The sequence below is a fragment of the Methyloligella sp. GL2 genome, from assembly GCF_013341275.1.
GTDB lineage: Bacteria > Pseudomonadota > Alphaproteobacteria > Rhizobiales > Methyloligellaceae > Methyloligella.
The window spans coordinates 864442-881900 of record NZ_CP054476.1 but is presented as its reverse complement, the minus strand read 5'-3'; the positions used below and the strand labels follow the sequence as shown (position 1 = coordinate 881900).

Annotated in this window: 17 protein-coding genes; 8 read left to right on the top strand and 9 right to left on the bottom strand. The window is 63.3% G+C overall.

Going from position 1 to position 17459, the window contains the following annotated elements; translation table 11 throughout:
• Positions 1–89: 89 nt before the first annotated feature.
• Positions 90–881, top strand: coding sequence for an alpha/beta fold hydrolase (locus tag HT051_RS04135; protein ID WP_174540860.1), 792 nt, complete (start codon positions 90–92; stop codon positions 879–881).
• A gap of 78 nt (positions 882–959) precedes the next feature.
• Here HT051_RS04135 and HT051_RS04130 read toward each other — a convergent pair whose 3' ends face one another.
• A complete protein-coding gene (locus HT051_RS04130) occupies positions 960–1196 on the bottom strand; it encodes a hypothetical protein (protein ID WP_174540859.1) in 237 nt (78 codons plus the stop codon).
• Positions 1197–1518: 322 nt separating this feature from the next.
• On the opposite strand from HT051_RS04130, the gene HT051_RS04125 reads away from it, so the two are divergent.
• The 7 genes from HT051_RS04125 (at position 1519) to HT051_RS04095 (ending at position 10945) form a co-directional block, all read left to right on the top strand.
• The gene (locus HT051_RS04125; protein ID WP_174540858.1) at positions 1519–3924 is read left to right on the top strand and encodes an RND family transporter; all 2406 of its coding nucleotides are present in this window, start codon (positions 1519–1521) and stop codon (positions 3922–3924) included.
• Positions 3921–4316, top strand: a complete 396-nt coding sequence (locus tag HT051_RS04120; protein ID WP_208454381.1) for a hypothetical protein — start codon at positions 3921–3923, stop codon at positions 4314–4316. Before HT051_RS04125 ends, HT051_RS04120 begins: the two co-directional genes overlap by 4 nt.
• Before the next feature lie 159 nt (positions 4317–4475).
• Positions 4476–4919, top strand: coding sequence for a hypothetical protein (locus tag HT051_RS04115; protein WP_174540856.1), 444 nt, complete (start codon positions 4476–4478; stop codon positions 4917–4919).
• 106 nt (positions 4920–5025) lie between these two features.
• Complete coding sequence (locus tag HT051_RS04110) at positions 5026–6921, top strand: copper resistance system multicopper oxidase (protein WP_174540855.1); 1896 nt, start codon at positions 5026–5028, stop codon at positions 6919–6921.
• The gene (locus HT051_RS04105) at positions 6921–7709 is read left to right on the top strand and encodes a copper resistance protein B (RefSeq protein ID WP_174540854.1); all 789 of its coding nucleotides are present in this window, start codon (positions 6921–6923) and stop codon (positions 7707–7709) included. The genes HT051_RS04110 and HT051_RS04105 overlap by 1 nt, the downstream gene beginning before the upstream one ends.
• A gap of 274 nt (positions 7710–7983) precedes the next feature.
• A complete protein-coding gene (locus HT051_RS04100) occupies positions 7984–9624 on the top strand; it encodes a type I secretion system permease/ATPase (RefSeq protein ID WP_371740599.1) in 1641 nt (546 codons plus the stop codon).
• A 10-nt stretch (positions 9625–9634) separates the two neighbouring features.
• Positions 9635–10945, top strand: coding sequence for an HlyD family type I secretion periplasmic adaptor subunit (locus HT051_RS04095; RefSeq protein ID WP_174540852.1), 1311 nt, complete (start codon positions 9635–9637; stop codon positions 10943–10945).
• A gap of 18 nt (positions 10946–10963) precedes the next feature.
• Here HT051_RS04095 and HT051_RS04090 read toward each other — a convergent pair whose 3' ends face one another.
• From HT051_RS04090 to cyoA, 8 genes are all read right to left on the bottom strand, one after another.
• Positions 10964–11380: a hypothetical protein gene (locus HT051_RS04090; RefSeq protein WP_246810171.1), complete on the bottom strand. Its 417-nt coding sequence runs from the start codon at positions 11378–11380 to the stop codon at positions 10964–10966.
• A 72-nt stretch (positions 11381–11452) separates the two neighbouring features.
• On the bottom strand, positions 11453–12376 hold the full coding sequence (locus HT051_RS04085; RefSeq protein WP_174540851.1) for a VOC family protein: 924 nt from the start codon (positions 12374–12376) through the stop codon (positions 11453–11455).
• A gap of 15 nt (positions 12377–12391) precedes the next feature.
• Positions 12392–12841, bottom strand: a complete 450-nt coding sequence (locus HT051_RS04080) for a cupin domain-containing protein (RefSeq protein ID WP_208454380.1) — start codon at positions 12839–12841, stop codon at positions 12392–12394.
• 1 nt (position 12842) lies between these two features.
• On the bottom strand, positions 12843–13313 hold the full coding sequence (locus tag HT051_RS04075) for a DoxX family protein (protein ID WP_174540850.1): 471 nt from the start codon (positions 13311–13313) through the stop codon (positions 12843–12845).
• Positions 13314–13351: 38 nt separating this feature from the next.
• The gene (gene cyoD, locus HT051_RS04070; protein WP_174540849.1) at positions 13352–13669 is read right to left on the bottom strand and encodes a cytochrome o ubiquinol oxidase subunit IV; all 318 of its coding nucleotides are present in this window, start codon (positions 13667–13669) and stop codon (positions 13352–13354) included.
• Entirely contained in the window at positions 13670–14281 is a 612-nt protein-coding gene (cyoC, locus tag HT051_RS04065) for a cytochrome o ubiquinol oxidase subunit III (protein WP_174540848.1), read from the bottom strand. It lies immediately after the preceding gene.
• Positions 14278–16311 (bottom strand): cbb3-type cytochrome c oxidase subunit I, encoded by a 2034-nt coding sequence (locus HT051_RS04060; RefSeq protein ID WP_174542854.1) that lies wholly within the window; start codon positions 16309–16311, stop codon positions 14278–14280. Before HT051_RS04060 ends, cyoC begins: the two co-directional genes overlap by 4 nt.
• Positions 16312–16326: 15 nt before the next feature.
• A complete protein-coding gene (gene cyoA / locus HT051_RS04055) occupies positions 16327–17202 on the bottom strand; it encodes a ubiquinol oxidase subunit II (RefSeq protein ID WP_246810170.1) in 876 nt (291 codons plus the stop codon).
• Positions 17203–17459 lie beyond the last annotated feature (257 nt).

Below are 17459 nucleotides of genomic sequence, written 5' to 3'. Positions count from 1 at the left end.
CGAACTCTTTGCCGGAGATAGGATGGTTGCGGAGGCGACGAAACCCGGCGCGGACAATTTGGCGCGCAAAGCAAACCGCACGAAAGCCCATGCCAGACGACGATACCGAACGGGTCTCCTTAAGCTACCGCCGGGCCATCGGCCGCAAGCGGCCCATCGTGCTGATTCATGGCTGGTGCTGCGACAGCACCTATATGGGACCGCTCTTCTCGCACTTCGTCCGCCACGGCCACACGGTGATGGCCATGGATCTGCGCGGCCATGGCCGTAGCGACAAGCCCGATCTCCCTTATACGATGCAGATCTTCGCCGACGACATCGCGCTGCTCTGTGCCGAGGTCCGGCTACTGGAGCCGGTCTTCGTCGGCCATAGCATGGGCGGCATCGTCGCTTTCGAGATGGCGGTCCGCTATCCGCATCTTGCGTCCGCCGTGGTCATGCTCGATGCCGCCGTCGCATTGCCGGAATCGACCAAGGCGGCGATCCCCAACCTGATCGAGGAATTGCGCGGCCCCGACTATCGCGCGGCCCTGCGCAGCTATGTCTCCAAGGTACTGTTCATGCCCAGCGACGATGCGGAGCGCAAAGCCTCGATCCTCGACCAAATGACCAGCACCCCGCAGCACGTGATCGTGTCCTGCCTCGAAGGCTTGGCCGAATACGATCCGAGCCCTGCCGGCGAAGATTTCGTCATGCCGAGCCTCTATATCGCCGCCGACGAGCCGGTGCCCCGCGCCGATATGAGCCGCCTGCAGAAGCTGGTTCCGAGAATGCTGACCGGCAAGACCGTCGGCTCCGGCCATTTCTGTCAGCTGGAAGTGCCCGATCAGATCACCGCCATGATCGAGCGTTTTCTGACCGTCACCTTCCCGTCTGGATAGCGAAACCGCCGGCCTAAAGGTCGGCGGCTCGAACAATCGAAAGTCCCCGGAAAGCACATGGGGGTCTTTCGGCTCGCTTTACTCCAAGATGCTGCTGCAGCCGGACAGGCCACGCAGCGCCTTGCTCGCCGCAGCGGCGGACGGATAGCCGCTCTGGCTGCCGACGATCGTCATCCCCGGATCGGATGTCGGCTTGTTCGGCAGCATGGAGCAATTGCCCACGGTATCCTTGACCAGATAATGCGGGCTGGCTGCGGCGGCAGGTCCCGCCATGGCCATCAGCAAGAGACTTGCAACGATGAACGTTCTCATCATTTCCTCCTCTTGGTTCGGGGGAGCCCCTAAGGGAGTTCGGGGCTTTGCATGAGGAATAACGCCGGCCGGCCCGGCAGCGGTCCGCTCCTCGCTTCCGACAAATGGCCGCACCGGCAGTGCCGCCGAGCCCGCCCCAGGCCGTGTAGCGGCGCTAAACCGGCCTATGCCAAATGCGTCAAAAAACCTTGCGAATGCTGCCAATTCGCCTATATCGGACCGAATCGTTTGTCGCCCTCGTAAGGCCCGGGGCAGTTGCGCTGGCCCGCCCCATTCGGGTAGGCCCAAGATTTTACGAAACCCCAGCAGAGGGTGAAAACCCATCATGTCCGGCGAGCTGCGCTCATCAACCCGCCTTTACCGCTTCACGCGCCCGCTGCTGGCCGTCGGCGAGTGGGCTGCCCATTGGCCGATCGCATCCCTCATTATCCTGGTGGTGCTCACCGCCATCATGGGGGTTGGCGTCTCCAAACTTGCGACCGACGATGCGCTGGATCAATTCCTGCGCTCCACCACCCCGGATTACCAGGCCTTCGAACGCCTGCGCGAGCGCTTCCCCTCCAGCGACCGCGACGTCTATCTGACCATCGAAGGCAAGAACCTGTTGAGCCCGAAGCATCTCAACCAGATGCGGGACCTCAACTTCGACCTGCTCTTATCCGATCCGGTCGTCTCGGTGATGTCGATCTTCTCCTTGCGCGCACCGCTGAGCGAGGGCGGCGTTCCCGAACCGATCATTCCCGAGGAGCTGTCCGGCGATCCCCAGCAGCTCGCCGATATTCAAAAGCGCATCGACACTCACCCTCTGGCCGGCGGCCGCCTGCTCTCTAAGCCGGATGCAGATGGCAGCCGCCTTGCGCTCTTCGTCGTCGCCCTGAGCCAGGAGGCGATCTACGAATACGGCCTTCCCGGCGTGATGAGCCAGCTTGACGAGATCATTCAGGCCAGCGCCGCGGCCCAGGATCTCAAGATCGGCCTTGCCGGCATCCCGGCGATGAAGGCGGAGGTGATCGACCGCACTCACAAGGATATCCGCCTGTTCAACGGCGTCGGATTGCTTGTCGGTGTCGTCGTGCTCGGCTTCTATTTCCGTCATATCCGTCTGGTGCTGATCGCCATCGGCCCCGCCGTGCTGGCGATCATCTGGTCGCTCGGCCTGTTCGGCTGGAGCGGCACGCTGCTGAACCCGCTTTTGAACGCGGTGATGCCGCTGGTGCTGGTGGTCACCATCAACAACGCCATGCACTTCCTTTTCGGCCTGTGCCGAAATCTCGACGACGGCGCCCATAAGAAAGAGGCCATTCAAAAAGCCCTCGCCGAGGTCGGCCCAGCCTGCGCCCTGACCTCGATCACCACATCCATCGCGCTGTTCTCGCTGGCTCTGGGCAATTCGGCCCTGATCCAGCAATTCGGCATCATGGCCGGCGTCTCGGTCATCGTGGCGCTAATCCTGGTGATCGGCGTGATGCCGCTTTTCGCCGTGCTGTTCCTGAAAGAGGGCGGACCGAAATATCTGAGCGACGGCGCCAATGCCGGCGTCGCGCTGCTCGACCGGGCGACCGCCGCCTTGAGCGGCTTCGTGCTGAAATGGCCCACCACCATCGCCGTGATCGGCACGGTGCTCACCGTTCTCTTCGCCATCGGCTATCTGCAGCTCGAGCCGCGCTATCGCTTGAGCGACATGCTCCCCGACCAGGGCAGCGCGGCCATCGTCGCCGACCGCATGGAAGCGCGGCTCGGTGGGCTGTTCCCCTTGAGCGTGATGGTGCAATGGCCCGACGATGAGACGGCGGAGTCGCCGGAAGTCCGCGACACGATCAAGGAAGTGCACCAGGTGCTGCAGCAGCACCCGGCGATCAGCAAGGTGAACTCCCTCGCCGATCTGCAAACCTGGGCCGAATCCGGCGGGCTTTCTCCGTCCGAAGCCTCCGCCCGGCTGATGGAGACCGTACCGCCGGAGATCATGGCCCGCTACGTCAACGAGAAGCAGCACGCCGCCCTCGTCTCCGGCTATATCGGCGATCTGGAGGCCAAGGAGGTGCTGAAGATCCGCTCCGAGCTGAAGCCTGCACTCGATAAGGTTCAGGCCAGCCATCCCGATATCGAGCTGACCCTGACCGGACTTGCCAGCGTCGGCGCCACCCGCTCTACCGGCATCATCTCCCAGCTCAGCCTCTCCATGCTGGGCGCCATCGCCATCGTTATCGTGGTGATCGGGCTGGCCTTCGGCTCGATGATTTTCGCCGGGCTCAGCACCATCCCGAACCTGTTTGCGCTATTCGCCACAGCAACTTGGCTGGCTTTTCTGCAAGGCGGCCTTGATTACGCAACAATTGTCGGGCTGACAGTGGCATTCGGATTGGCCGTGGATGACGCCATCCATGTGCTCAACCGCTTCGAACTTGAAATGCAGCGTTCAGACACCACATCATTCGCCATCGATCGCACGATGCGCATGATCGGAACGGTTCTGATCTTGACGACGGTCGTACTGCTTGCGGGGCTTTCCATCACACAGCTCAGTGCCGTGCCGCCGACCCGTCAGTTCGGGCTGATTTGCCTATCAACCTTAGTCTTCGCGTTGCTCGCGGACCTGATAATTCTCCCGGCCTTGATCATGGTCTCGTCCAGGTTTGTGCGTGGCCGGCCATTCTCAGCGCAGAGCAACTCGGTTAATGTGGCGTTAGCCACCACACACAGCAACGACAAACACTCGAGGAGACCAAAATGAGAGCGCCGTTTTTGCTGATGCTTTTCGCATCGCTCGCCCTCGTTCTTCCCCTGAGCACGGCTAGCGCCGCCTCTTCCATCGAAGGCACCTGGTCCGGTAGCGGAACCGCCCATCCCAAGGATGGCAAGCCGGAGCGGGTCAGCTGCCGCGTGACCTACAAGCAGCAGAGCTCCAACGTCTATGGAATAAGAGCCACCTGCGCCACGAGCTCCAACAAGATCAACCAGACCGGTTCGCTGCTCGAGGTGAACCCGAACCGCTATGTGGGCGATTTCTACAATGCCCAGTATGACGTCTCTGGCCGCGTCCGCGTGACCGTCAGCGGCTCGACCCAGAATGTTTCCTTCGAAAGCCCGCGCGGTCGCGGAACCGTGACCTTGCGCAAGCGCTAAGCGGCGAAGACATTCCCCGGCCCTCTCAGGCTGGATGAGAAAAGGCCCGGCTTGAAGCCGGGCCTTTTTGTTGCAGAAATCCCACGGCTCCCGGCGCGCTTTGCCCCTGCGGCACCCAAGATCGGTGACGCGGGAAGCCTTCTCGCTTAGCATCGCGCCATGACCGCACGCCGTGCCACCGCTCTTCTCGCCGCCCTGGTGATGCTCTTCGCCGGGATTCAGGCGGCTTGCGCCTGCCCGGCCATGGCGGTCACCCATACGGCGGAACATGCGATGGCTGCCGGCGATGGACATGCCGCGCAGACCCACCACATGGATGTCGTCGCAGCCTCACATCAAGACCAGAGCTGCGATCACGCCACAACGACCAAGGCGGCGCTTAAGACGGCCTGCTCGCATTGTCACGGGCTGGAAGCAGCGGCAGTCTCGGTCCCGGCGTTAGTGGCACCGCTCAAGATCACGCTTCCCGCCGCAGCGTGGCTCGCGCAGGCAAAGCCTCGCTTCGCACTTGCCGCAGACACCCGCCCGCCGGATCCCGCGCCAGCCCCGTCTGCCGCCTTGCCGGCAAGCCCAATTACCCTGAAAACCCGCCTGCTCATCTAGCGGCTGGCCGCCCGCATTGCGAAGCCTCGCGCTTCGCCATGTCTCGATGCGTCCCGCGTGCGCAATTGCCTGCACGCCCTAGAAGCCCAATCGATGAGCCTGCGCCATGATCAACCGACGTTCCTTCCTACGTAATTCCGCCGCTTGCGGCGCGCTTCTCGCAAGCCAAGGCCTTTTGCCCCCTTGGGCGCGCAGCGCCCAAGCAGCCACCCGCTACGGCCTCTCCGGCAATTGGTTCGATCTCGTTATCGGACGGACCGACGTCGCCATTGACGGCCGCCGCGGCAAAGCCATCACCGTCAACGGCACCTTGCCGGCGCCGCTTCTCCGCTGGCGCGAGGGCGAGGAGGTCACCTTGCGCGTCACCAACAGCTTGCGCGAGGACAGCTCGATCCACTGGCACGGCATCCTGATCCCGTTCCAGATGGACGGCGTGCCCGGCGTCAGCTTCCCCGGCATCAAGCCGGGCGAGACCTTCACCTACCGTTTTCCCGTCCGGCAGTCGGGCACCTACTGGTATCACAGCCATTCCGGGCTCCAGGAGCAGGTCGGCCACTACGGCCCGATCATCATCGACCCGGCCGGCGCCGATCCCGTCGCCTACGACCGCGAATACGTGCTCGTGCTCTCCGACTGGACCTTTCTCGATCCCCACCGTCTCTTCGCCAAGCTGAAGAAGGAGGGCGACAGCCTCAACTTCCAGAAACGCGACGCCGGCGAGTTCGTGCAGGACACCCGCAAGAACGGGCTGTTCGCCACCCTCAAGGACCGCATGATGTGGGGGCAGATGCGCATGTCGCCGACCGACATCCTTGATGTGACCGGCGCCACCTACACCTATCTGGTCAATGGCCATGGTCCCGCCGACAACTGGACCGCCCTGTTCCGCCCCGGCGAGCGGGTGCGCCTGCGCCTGATCAACGCCTCGGCCATGACCATCTTCAATATCCGCATTCCCGGCCTGCCGATGACCGTGGTGCAATCGGACGGGCAGAACGTGGTGCCGCTGGAGACCGACGAGTTCCAGATCGGCGTTGCGGAAACCTACGACATCGTGGTCCGGCCGCCCTCCGACCGCGCCTTCACGCTGATGGCCGAATCCATCGACCGCTCCGGCTATGCCCGCGCCACGCTGGCACCGCGCCCCGGCATGGAAGCCGCCATCCCGCCCTTACGCGAGCGCCCCACTCTGACCATGAAGGACATGGGCATGGGGCATGGAGAGATGGGGCACGGAGAGATGGGACAAGGCGGCATGGATCACGGCTCGATGGATCACGGCTCGATGGACCATGGCGGGATGAACCATGCCACCGGCGATATGGGCGAGATGCAGATGGGGAGCATGGGTGGCATGAACGCCCCCCAAATCCGCAAAGGACCGGGGGTCGCCAACATCGCCATGGCGCCGCAAAGCCGCCTGGACGAACCCGGCATCGGTCTGGAGAACGTGCCCCACCGGGCGCTCGCCTATAGCCAGCTCCGCAGCCTTGCCCCGAACCCCGATCCGCGGCCGCCGGGACGCGAGCTGGTGATCCATCTCACCAGCAATATGGACCGCTATATGTGGTCGTTCGACGGCGTGAAATTTTCCGACGTGGTCGATCCGATCGTCTTCCACGAAGGCGAACGCCTCCGCCTCACCATGGTCAACGACACCATGATGCCCCACCCGATCCATCTACACGGCATGTTCTTCGAGCTGGTCAACGGCGGCGGACGCCACTGCCCGCGCAAGCACACCGTGATCGTCAAGCCGGGGGAGAAGCTTTCCGTCGACATCACCGCCGATGCGGTGGGCGACTGGGCCTTTCATTGCCATTTCCTCTATCACATGCATGCCGGTATGATGCAGGTCGTCTCGGTGCGGCCGGGACATGGTGGGGCGCGTACCGTATCGCCGGGCCCCGGCGTTATGCCGCAAATGGGTGCCATGCCGCAAATGGAGGCCCCGATGCCGGGCCACGACATGAGCGGTCACCATCATATGGAGGATATGTGATGCGTATCCTCCTCAGCCCGGCCTTTGCCCTTTTGGCGCTCGCTTTCGCTGCGCCGGCATATGCCCAGACCGGCACCTGGAACGCCGCCGACCAATATTACGATCCGGCGGAGATGCAGGCCGCCAAGCGTCAGCTGCAGCACGGAAGCGGCGACACCCGCCATCTCTTCCTGATGGCCGACCGCTTCGAATATCATCGCGACGATGACGGCAGCGATCTTCTCGTCTGGGATGCGGAAGGCTGGTACGGCGGCGACATCAACCGCTTCTGGTTCAAGACCGAAGGCACCTACGACTACGCCGACGAGTCCTTCGAATATGCCGAGCTGCAATATCTCTATTCCCGCGCCATCTCGCGCTATTTCGACCTACAAGCCGGTTTCCGCCACGATCCGGCGCCCGAGAGCAAGGGCTATGCCGCCTTTGCCCTGCATGGTCTCGCGCCGCAATGGTTCGAGCTCGACGCCTCGGTGTTCTTCGGCGAGGACGGCCTGACACTGGGCTATTTCGAGGCCGAATACGACCTCTTCCTCACCCAGCGCCTGGTGCTTCAGCCCCGCATGGAGCTCAACCTGCGAAGCCAGAGCGATCCAGAGGCCCTGCAAGGCTCCGGTTTCACCACGGGCGAGCTGGGTCTCCGGCTCCGCTATGACATCGTCCGCGAGGTCGCGCCCTATATCGGCGTCTCCTGGGAGCGGAAATTCGGCGAGACGGCGGATTTCGCCGAATCCGCCGGAGAAGATGTCTCCAGCACCGCCTTCGTCGCCGGTTTGCGGCTCTGGTACTGAAAAATCGGAGCGAAAAAACCTTGAGCAGAAAATAAACGACGTTGTCATTCCGCCGGCCCAACCGGTTGCGAGAGACCGCTCATCACCCTACGATGCTACACGCTGGAGTAGAGAATGCGCATAACCAAGCGCGCAATTCGCTTCGGCTATTTGTTGGGCAAAAACGACCGAGCGTTTGGGAAGCCGCATATAGGCTATGAGATCGTCCGACCGTTCCCTCCCCACAGCGCGTTCGGAGCTTGCAGAAGCACTCTCCCGCTGCCGTAGCGCCTTCATGAGCGTCGGCCTGTTCAGCGCCTTGATCAATGTGCTGATGCTGACCGGGCCGTTTTTCATGCTGCAGATCTACGACCGGGTGCTGCCGAGCCGCTCCGTCGCCACTCTGCTCGGCTTCGCCATTCTGGTGATCATCCTCTACACGTTTCAGGCAATTTTGGAGGGCATCCGCGGCCGCGTGCTGATCCGGGTCGGCGCATCCCTCGACGAAGCCTTGTCGGAACGCGTCTATTCCCTGATTTCCCGCATCCCCCTGCTCTCCCGCGGCAACGCCGGCGACGGCATGCAGCCGGTGCGCGATCTCGATCAGATCCGCTCCTTCCTCTCCGGCAGCGGCATGGCAGCCATGTTCGACCTGCCGTGGATCCCGCTCTATCTCGGCCTCTGCTTCCTGTTCCATCCGCTGATCGGCCTCGCCGCTGTGATCGGCGGCGCACTGCTTTTCGGCATCACGCTTCTGGCCGAGATCATGACCCGGAAACCCGCCAGCCAGGCCGCCGAGCTTGGCGCAGCGCGCAACGCGCTTCTGGAAGCCAGCCGGCGCAATGCCGAGGCGGTGCAAGCCATGGGCATGGGTGGGCGTCTGGCCTCCCGCTGGGGCGAGACCAACCGTGCCTATCAGCAGACCCAGCGCCGCACTTACGACGTCGTCGGCGGACTCGGCACCTTGTCCCGCATGCTGCGTTTCCTGATCCAGTCCATCGTGCTGGGCATCGGCGCCTATCTGGTGATCCGCCAGGACGCCAGCCCCGGCGTGATCATCGCCAGCTCGATCCTGGTCTCCCGCGCCCTCGCCCCCGTCGAGCTCGCCATCGCCAATTGGAAGGGTTTGGTCGCCGCCCGCCAGGCCTGGGCACGGCTGAAACATATGCTGGCCATGCTGCCGAGCACCGGGACGCCGCTCGCCCTGCCGAAGCCCGAGGGTGCGCTCACCGTGGAGAACGTAGTCGCCGTGCCGCCGGGCGATGCGCATATCGTGGTCCGCGATGTCAGCTTCGCCCTCCCCGCCGGCAACGCGCTTGGCATCATCGGCCCCAGCGCCTCGGGAAAATCCTCCCTCGCCCGCCTGCTTGTCGGCGTATGGCAGCCGGCCCGCGGCCGGGTCTGCCTCGACGGGGCAAGCCTCGATCAATGGACGCCGGAAAGCTTAGGTGCCCATATCGGCTATCTGCCGCAAAGCGTGGAGCTGTTCGCCGGCACCGTGGCGGAGAATATCTCCCGCTTCGAGACCGACGCCGATCCGGACGCCGTCATCGCCGCGGCGAAGGCCGCCGGCGTGCATGAGCTGATCCTCGGCCTCACCGACGGCTACGACACGGAGATCGGCGAAGCCGGGACCGTGCTCTCCGCCGGACAAAGACAGCGCATTGCCCTTGCCCGCGCGCTTTACGGCGACCCTTTCCTGGTGGTGCTCGACGAGCCCAACGCCAATCTCGACGAGGAAGGCGACCGGGCCCTGACCGCCGCGATCCATTCGGTGCGCGAACGCGGCGGGGTGGTCGTGGTGATCGCCCACCGGCCGAGCGCGCTTGCCGCGGCGGATCTGGTTTTGCTTCTCCTCAACGGCCGGCCGGAGCGCTTCGGCCCCAAGTCCAAGGTGCTGCAAGGCCTGGTCCATCCGGCAGCGGCCGCGGAATAGGACGGGCACCATGGCGCCTGAAAAGACCGAGACCGCCCATCGCTCCCTGAGACGCCACATCCTGCTCGGGCTTCTCGCCGCCGCGCTGCTGGTCGGCGGCCTCGGCACTTGGGCGGCTTTGACCGAAATCTCCGGCGCGGTAATCGCCCACGGGCTCCTGGTCGTCGAATCCAGCGTCAAGACGGTGCAGCACCCGACCGGCGGCGTAGTCGGGGAGCTTCTGGTTCGGGACGGCGATCACGTCAAACGGGGCGAGGTGCTGGTCCGGCTCGACGAGACCGAGACACGCGCCAATCTGGATATCATTCTGCGCTCCATCGACGAGCTGATGGCACGCGCCGCACGGCTCGAAGCGGAGAAGGTCGGCGCCGAGACGCTGTCCTTCGACCCTTCGCTTCTGGACCGCAAATCCGACCCCGTGGTCGCCAAGCTGATCGACGGCGAGAGCAAGCTGTTCGAGCTCCGCCGCAATGCCCGCGCCGGCCAGAAGGCACAGCTGCGCGAGCGCATCGAGCAGCTTAAGACCGAGATCGAAGGCCTGACCGAGCAATCCGAAGCCAAGGACGAGGAAATCGCCTTGCTCGAAAAGGAGCTCGAAGGCGTGCGCAGCCTGTGGGAGCGGAACCTGGTGCAGATCACCCGCCTCACCGCGCTTGAGCGCGACGCCGCGCGGCTCGACGGCGAGCGCGGCCGGCTGATCGCCTCCATCGCCCAGGCCCGCGGCAAGATCGCCGAGGTGAAGCTGCAGATCATTCAGATCGACGAGGATATGCGCTCGGAGGTGGCCGAAGAGCTGGCCGACGGCCGCGCCACGCTCGCCGAGTTGAACGAGCGCAAAATCGCCGCCGAGGACCGGCTTCGCCGCGTCGATATCCGCTCGCCGCAGGACGGCATCGTGCATCAGCTGCAGATCCACACCGTCGGCGGCGTCGTCGCGCCCGGCGATCCGATCGTGCAGATCGTGCCGGAGGCGGACCGGCTCATCGTCGAGGCGCGCATCTCGCCCACCGATATCGACCAGCTCCGCAAGGGGCAGAAGGCGATGTTGCATTTCTCCGCCTTCAACCTGCGCACCACCCCGGAGATCCCCGGCACCGTCGCCCGCATCGGTGCCGATCTTTCGGAAGACGAGCGAAACGGCGCCCGCTACTACCTCGTCCGCGTCGACATTGACAAAGCCGCACTGCCGCAGCTTGGCGATTTGAAGCTGGTGCCCGGCATGCCGGTGGAGGTCTTCATGCAGACCGAACCGCGCACCGTGCTGTCCTTCCTGGTCAAGCCCTTGCGCGATCAGATCATGCGCACCTTCCGCGAGGCGTAAACGCAGCCAGCGTCGCGACTATTTCGGTGGAACGTCGAACGGCTCCGGCTTCCCGGTGCCGACAAATGCCACACCCTTCTTGCCCATATCCTGTACTTCCATGAACTCCGAATAGGGCGCCTCCACCGGCAAGCCGACACCGTTCTGGCAGCCGACGACCTCGATCTCCCAATAATCTGGCTGGGCGACATAGATCAGCGGAACCAGGCTGACCTCCATGGTCGCCCAGGGTTTCGTTCCAGAGACGATGGCAATCCAGGTGTCGTTCACGAAGCCCGGAACGATATCGACATTGTCGTAGTCGATGCGGCGACAAGCCTCCGGCACCGGCGAATTGCCGAAAGCGTCGAGGTCCTTCTTGGTGATCTCCACCGCCTGGGACGGTGCGAGCCACGCAAAAGCGATGAGAAATGTCAGGAGTCGTGCGAGAACCATGTCCTTCCCTCCAATTGCTGCCCGAGGAGGTTAGGTTAGAAACGACTCACACACAACTTATGATTGCATATCTTAGCTGGGCTCCAGAAGCACGATCATATGCCGGTCGGGATCGCGGATCGCAGCGGCTTTCGCACCCGATTTGAGCGTGACGATGCCGGGCGAAACGAAGGCCACATCCGCCGCTTCGAGCTTCGCAACCAAGCTTGTGAGATCGTCCACGCCATAGACCTGGCGCACCGAGGCGGCATCACTGGCGGCGACATCGGCGCTGAGCAGCGCACCCTTAGGCCGCCGATAATGCAACAGCTCCAGATGCGGCGTTGGAGTCTCCGAAGGGGCCAGCGCCACCACATCCACCTCGCAGCCTTCCAGCCCGTCCAGCAGATCCTGCTCCGGCCCCTGATTCAGCGACTGCCCGGCAATGTGCAGCCCCAACAGATCGGTATAGAAGGCGACGCTGCGCTTCAGATCGGTGACGGAAATGGCGGTGTGATCGTAACCGCGAATGCCGGCACCGCCTTTCTGCCAGCGCGGATCGCCGACGCCTTTCGGGAAGGAAAGCAGCTCCAGCGGATGGCCTTCCGGGTCGCGGAATTTGAACGCGGTGACGCTGCCGGTATTGGGCGGCAGCAGCACCGGCGCCCCCTCGGTGATCGTTTCGGGCGAAGCCCGCTCCAGCTTCTCCCACATCGGGACGATATCGCCGGTGGCAAGCGCGATATGCTCGAACCACTGATCGTTGGAGGCGCGGGGAGACGGATAGGCGGCGCCGGGCGGATCGAACGCCACCAGCTTGAGGGTCTCATCGCCGAAGGAGATATCGGCACCCCGCGCCGTGGTTCCCTCGGCCAGCCCCAGCAATGCGTTCCAGGCCGGATCGCCGAGCGCCTGCTCTGGCCCGGCTTCGAGCCCCAGCGCATCGCGAAAGAACGCACACGCCTCGCCGAGATCGCTAACCGTGAGGCTCACCCTGAGAAGCTGCGTGACAGCCATGGAGATCCGCTTGCCTTAATCGAACGCACCGGGCTTGGCGCCGGACCATTTGGGCCCGAGCTGCACCAGCATCAGCTTGGCCGGCTCGTCGCCCACCGTGCCGGAGCGATGCCCGACCTTGCCGTCGCCCGGATCCTTGCAGCCCTGATCGCCGCCGAAGGAAACATCCCCCGGCCCCATCTCGGCCCGCGTGCCGTCCATGGTCTCCACGAACCAGCGCCCCGACACCACCACGATCCATTGCGGCTTCGGGTTCTCGTGCCAATCGCCGGTCCAGCCCACGGGAAGCTCGCAGAACATCAGATGCGCTTCGCCGGTGAGCAGGTGATCATTCCATTGCGGCGAAGCCTTGCCGCCCATGCTCTGCATCTCGAACCCGGTCAGCGCACAGCGGGTCTGATGGCTGACGCCGTCATCGTCGGCCCAGACATGCCAATAGGCGAGCTTTGGCGCTGCGTCCGACACATCACCCTCCGAGCTGGCTGACCGAAGCCGGCGGCGTCAGCGAGGCCGCATCCTCGATATCGGTGGCGGTCGCCTGAATGAAACCGGCTTGATACATCACGAAGATCAACCCGCCGACGATGGCAAAGTTCTTGAAGAAATCCCAGATATGCGGATAGCCCTCGCTATCCGGCGACCAGAAGCGCGGGTAGCTCCAGAAATTGTGGTAGAGCACCGCGGTCAGCACGCAATAGCCGGCGAGCACGAAAGCGGCAATCCCGTCATAGAAATGGAACACGATCATCGGCGGCGTCACCAGCTCGCAGATGGCCGCCAGCACTAGCAAAACCTTCGCGCCGGGCACCCAGCTCGACTCCGCCTGAGCCACGGCGTGCTTCCAGTTGATCACCTTGTCGAGAAAGCTGAACGGGAAGATCCACACGATGAAAATGCGCGCCAGCACCGGCAGCGCATCGTTGACCAGCCATTCCATGACTATCCCCCTTTAAGTCGCGTATCGCCCGGCGCGCCTCAAACCATCATGCGCCAGTTGAGGTCGAACATGATCCATAGGCTGCCGCCCACCATCAGGAAGATGAGGACGGCGGCGAATGCCAGCACGATCAAATTCTCCCGGGGCGTCGAGGTGAAATCGATATGCAGGAAGAAATGCAGATGCACCAGGATCTGGATCACCGCGAGACCGGCGATGACCAGCAATGCAGGTTTCGGCGCCAGCACCCCGGCCGCCACCAGGCCGAACGGAATTGCCGTGAGCAACACCGCCAGCACGAAACCGATCAGATACGGCTTGAGGCTTGTCTCGGAGGGAAGGCCTGTCACATCCATCTAGAGTAACCCCGGCAAGTAGACGATGGAGAAGATGGCGACCCAGATGATGTCCAGGAAATGCCAGAACAGGCCGAGCCGCATCAGCCGCGAAGCGACCGGCGCGGTGAGCCCCTTGGTCACGATCTGCCCCACCATCACGAACAGCCAGAACAGCCCCAGGCTGACATGCAGCCCATGGGTGCCGACCAGCGTGAAGAAGCTGGAGAGGAAGCCGCTGCGCTGAGGGCCGGCACCTTCGGAGATCATGCTGCTGAACTCGCCGAACTCCAAAAACAGGAAGCCGAGTCCCAGCGCCGCCGTGACCAGCAGCCAGATCAGCACCATATCGCGGCGGCCGCGTGCCGCCTCCACCGTGGCGATGCCGAAGGTGATGCTGCTGGTGAGCAGCAATGCCGTCTCGCCCGAAGCCCGCGTCAGGCTGAACAGCGTGGCTCCGTCCGGCCCGCCCGCCGTATTGCCGACCATCACCACATAGGTGGCGAACAGCAATGCGAAGATCACCGCATCGCTCATCAGATAGACCCAGAAGCCGAACGCCTTCTCTTCGTAGCCTCGTGCCTCGTCCGGCGGGATCGGCGTCTCGGTGAAATTGGCGGCAACGGCGCTCATTTGGCGGCCTCCGGTGCGGGAAAGCCGACAAAGCCCGGCTCGTCCTCCATCTCGTTGCGCGGCGCCTTCGCCAGCTGCTCGAAACGCTCATCCTCGATCGCCTGCACCGTGCTCGCCGGCATGACGAAATCGGGCTCGTCATCCGAAGCGCGGATCACGATCAGCGCCGCGATCGCCGCAAGGCTCAACACCGCCAGCCACCAGATATACCAGACCATGGCGAAGCCGAAGGCGAAGGCCGCACCGCCGATGAAGAGGCCGATCAGGCTGTTCTTCGGCAACACGATCGGCTCGTATTTCGCCGGCCGCTTATAGGCGAGCCCGTGCTCTTTCAAATGCCAGAACGCGTCGATTCCCTCGATCTTGGGCAGCACCGCGAAATTATACGGCGCCGCCGGCGAGGAGGTGAGCCATTCCAAGGTACGCCCGTTCCAGGGATCGCCGGTCAGATCCAGCAATTGCTTCCGGTCCCTGATGCTGACGGCCAGCTGCACGCCGAGGCAGACGATGCCGAGAAAGATGATGAAGGCGCCGATCGCCGCGACGATCAGATGCGGCTGCCAGGCGGCGATATCGTAATGCTCCATCCGCCGCGGCATACCCATCAGCCCGAGCACGTAAAGCGGCATGAAGGCGAGATAGAAGCCGATGATCCAGCACCAGAACGAGGCCGCGCCCCACCACTCGTTCAGCTTGAAGCCGAAGGCTTTCGGGAACCAGTACATGTAGCCGGCGAGGAAGCCGAACAGCACGCCGGGGATGATCATGTTGTGGAAATGGGCGATCAGGAAGGTGGTGTTGTGCACCATGTAGTCGACCGGCGGGATCGCCATCAGCACGCCGGTCAGCCCGCCGATCACGAAGGTCACCAGAAAGCCGATGGTGAACAGCATCGGCGGTTTGAAGATCAGCCGGCCGCGATACATGGTCAGCAGCCAGTCGAACACCTTCACCCCCGTCGGCACCGCGATGATCGTGGTCATGATGCCGAAGAACGAGTTCACCGTCTCGCTCGAGCCCATGGTGAAGAAGTGATGCAGCCAGACACAGAACGAGAGCAGCCCGATCGCCGAGGTCGCCAGCACCAGCGAGATATAGGCGAACAGCCGCTTCTGGCTGAACACCGCCACCACCTCGGAGAACACGCCGAAGGCCGGCAGGATCAGGATGTAGACCTCAGGATGCCCCCACAACCAGAACAGGTTGATGTAGTTCATCATGTTGCCGCCGTCGCCATTGGTGAAGAAATGGAAGTCGAGCGTGCGGTCCAGCGCCAGCATGGAGCAGACCACGGTCAGCGCCGGGAAGGCGAAGATCATCAGGATGCTGGTGATCAGCGCGGTCCAGGTGAACAGCGGCATGCGCAGAAAATGCATGCCCGGCGCGCGGCATTTGACAATGGTGACGAGAAAATTGATGCCGCCCATGGTCGAGCCGACACCTGAGACCAGCACCGCCCAAAGCCAGTAATCGACGCCGACATCGGGGCTGTACTGGGTTTCCGAATAGGGCGGGTAGCCGGTCCAGCCGGCGGTCGAGAACACCCCGATCACCAGTGAGATCAGCACCAGACCTGCGCCGGCCGAGGTCAGCCACAAGCTCACCGAGTTCATGAACGGAAAGGCGACGTCGCGCGCGCCGATCTGCTGCGGCACGATCAGATTGAACAGCCCGGTCAGGAACGGCATCGCCATGAAGAAGATCATGATAGTGCCGTGGGAGGAGAAGATCTGGTCGAAATGGCTCGGCGGCAGATAGCCGTCGCTGTTATAGGCGATGGCCTGCTGCGCCCGCATCATCGCCGCATCGACAAAACCGCGCGCCAGCATGATGAAGGCGACGATGATGTACATGATGCCGATCTTCTTGTGATCGAGGCTGGAGAGCCACTCGCCGAACAGGCTGGGCCAGAAGCGGAACCAGGTGACCACCGCCATCACCGCCACACCACCGAGCACGGTGACCGCCGCACCCGAGGCCGCGATCGCGCTATAGAACGGCAAGGCGTCTATGGTCAGTCTACCGAAGATGGCTCTGCCCCCCGTTCACGGCTGCGCCGGCTCATGCCCGGCCTCGGCCGCCTCGGCGGCGAGGCGATCGTGGCCATGGGCATATTTGGCGATGATGGAATCGAACAGATCCGGTTCGACCCCGGAATAATAGGTCACCGGCACTTTCGAGCTCGGCTTGGCGAGCGCCTGATAGGCGGCCGCATCGAGCGCGCCGGAAGACTGCTTCGCCTTCGCCACCCAGGCGTCGAAATCGTCCCTGGACATGGCGATAGCGTGGAACTGCTGATCGGCGAATCCCTTGCCGCTATATTGGACGTTGCGCCCCCAATATTCGCCCTCCTCGTCGGCGAGGAGATGCAGCCGCGACTGCATTCCCGCCATGGCGTAGATCTGCCCGCCAAGCGATGGGATCAGCAGGGAGTTCATCACCGTGTCGGAGGTGATCTTCAGGCTGAGCGGCGTGTTGACCGGAAACGCCAGCTCGTTGACCACGGCGATGTCCTGTTCCGGATAGATGAACAGCCACTTCCAATCCTGCGCCACCACCTCGACCTGTAGCGGGGCCACATCCGAGGGAAGCGGCTTATAGGGATCGAGCCGGTGCGTGCCGGGCCACAGGTGAAACACCCCAAGCCATACGATGATGGCCAGCGGCGCGCCCCAGACCAGGAACTCCAGCGGCCAGTAGAAATCGAATTTCGGGGTGTATCGCGCCTTGGCGTTGCTGCCGCGATAGCGCCAGGTGAACAGTGCCGCCATGATGAAGACCGGCACGATCACGATCATCATCACCGACAAGGCATCGAACAACAGCTGGCGTTCGGCGTGCGCGATCGGCCCCTTCGGATTGAGATCGGGGCTCGTCAGAATGCCACAGCCACCGCACAGCAGCGTTATGCTGAGGGCCACCGCCACCTTCTGCGATCGACGGATGAGCGTTCGGTTCACGATCACGCCTTGCAAGGTCGATTGAACAGTCGTGTGCTCGGTTTGTAATGCCCCGATGTAACGTGATTCTTGCAAACCGTGCGAGTACCAAACGAAACAATGATTTCCAGTCTCCCAACGCGAAAACGCAACTTGATGGGAAAGAAATCGTGTCCGCCCCTATCGCGCCTGCAAGAGTATTGGCCGGGTTAGGTTCAATTTTACACCTCGCGCCTTAC

What these genes read in the sequence shown, in the direction of transcription:
- HT051_RS04135 (WP_174540860.1), top strand. Translation starts at nt 90, where the DNA reads ATGCCAGACGACGATACCGAACGGGTCTCCTTAAGCTACCGCCGGGCC.
- HT051_RS04130 (WP_174540859.1), bottom strand. Translation starts at nt 1,196, where the DNA reads ATGATGAGAACGTTCATCGTTGCAAGTCTCTTGCTGATGGCCATGGCG.
- HT051_RS04125 (WP_174540858.1), top strand. Translation starts at nt 1,519, where the DNA reads ATGTCCGGCGAGCTGCGCTCATCAACCCGCCTTTACCGCTTCACGCGC.
- HT051_RS04120 (WP_208454381.1), top strand. Translation starts at nt 3,921, where the DNA reads ATGAGAGCGCCGTTTTTGCTGATGCTTTTCGCATCGCTCGCCCTCGTT.
- HT051_RS04115 (WP_174540856.1), top strand. Translation starts at nt 4,476, where the DNA reads ATGACCGCACGCCGTGCCACCGCTCTTCTCGCCGCCCTGGTGATGCTC.
- HT051_RS04110 (WP_174540855.1), top strand. Translation starts at nt 5,026, where the DNA reads ATGATCAACCGACGTTCCTTCCTACGTAATTCCGCCGCTTGCGGCGCG.
- HT051_RS04105 (WP_174540854.1), top strand. Translation starts at nt 6,921, where the DNA reads ATGCGTATCCTCCTCAGCCCGGCCTTTGCCCTTTTGGCGCTCGCTTTC.
- HT051_RS04100 (WP_371740599.1), top strand. Translation starts at nt 7,984, where the DNA reads ATGAGCGTCGGCCTGTTCAGCGCCTTGATCAATGTGCTGATGCTGACC.
- HT051_RS04095 (WP_174540852.1), top strand. Translation starts at nt 9,635, where the DNA reads ATGGCGCCTGAAAAGACCGAGACCGCCCATCGCTCCCTGAGACGCCAC.
- HT051_RS04090 (WP_246810171.1), bottom strand. Translation starts at nt 11,380, where the DNA reads ATGGTTCTCGCACGACTCCTGACATTTCTCATCGCTTTTGCGTGGCTC.
- HT051_RS04085 (WP_174540851.1), bottom strand. Translation starts at nt 12,376, where the DNA reads ATGGCTGTCACGCAGCTTCTCAGGGTGAGCCTCACGGTTAGCGATCTC.
- HT051_RS04075 (WP_174540850.1), bottom strand. Translation starts at nt 13,313, where the DNA reads ATGGAATGGCTGGTCAACGATGCGCTGCCGGTGCTGGCGCGCATTTTC.
- cyoD (WP_174540849.1), bottom strand. Translation starts at nt 13,669, where the DNA reads ATGGATGTGACAGGCCTTCCCTCCGAGACAAGCCTCAAGCCGTATCTG.
- cyoC (WP_174540848.1), bottom strand. Translation starts at nt 14,281, where the DNA reads ATGAGCGCCGTTGCCGCCAATTTCACCGAGACGCCGATCCCGCCGGAC.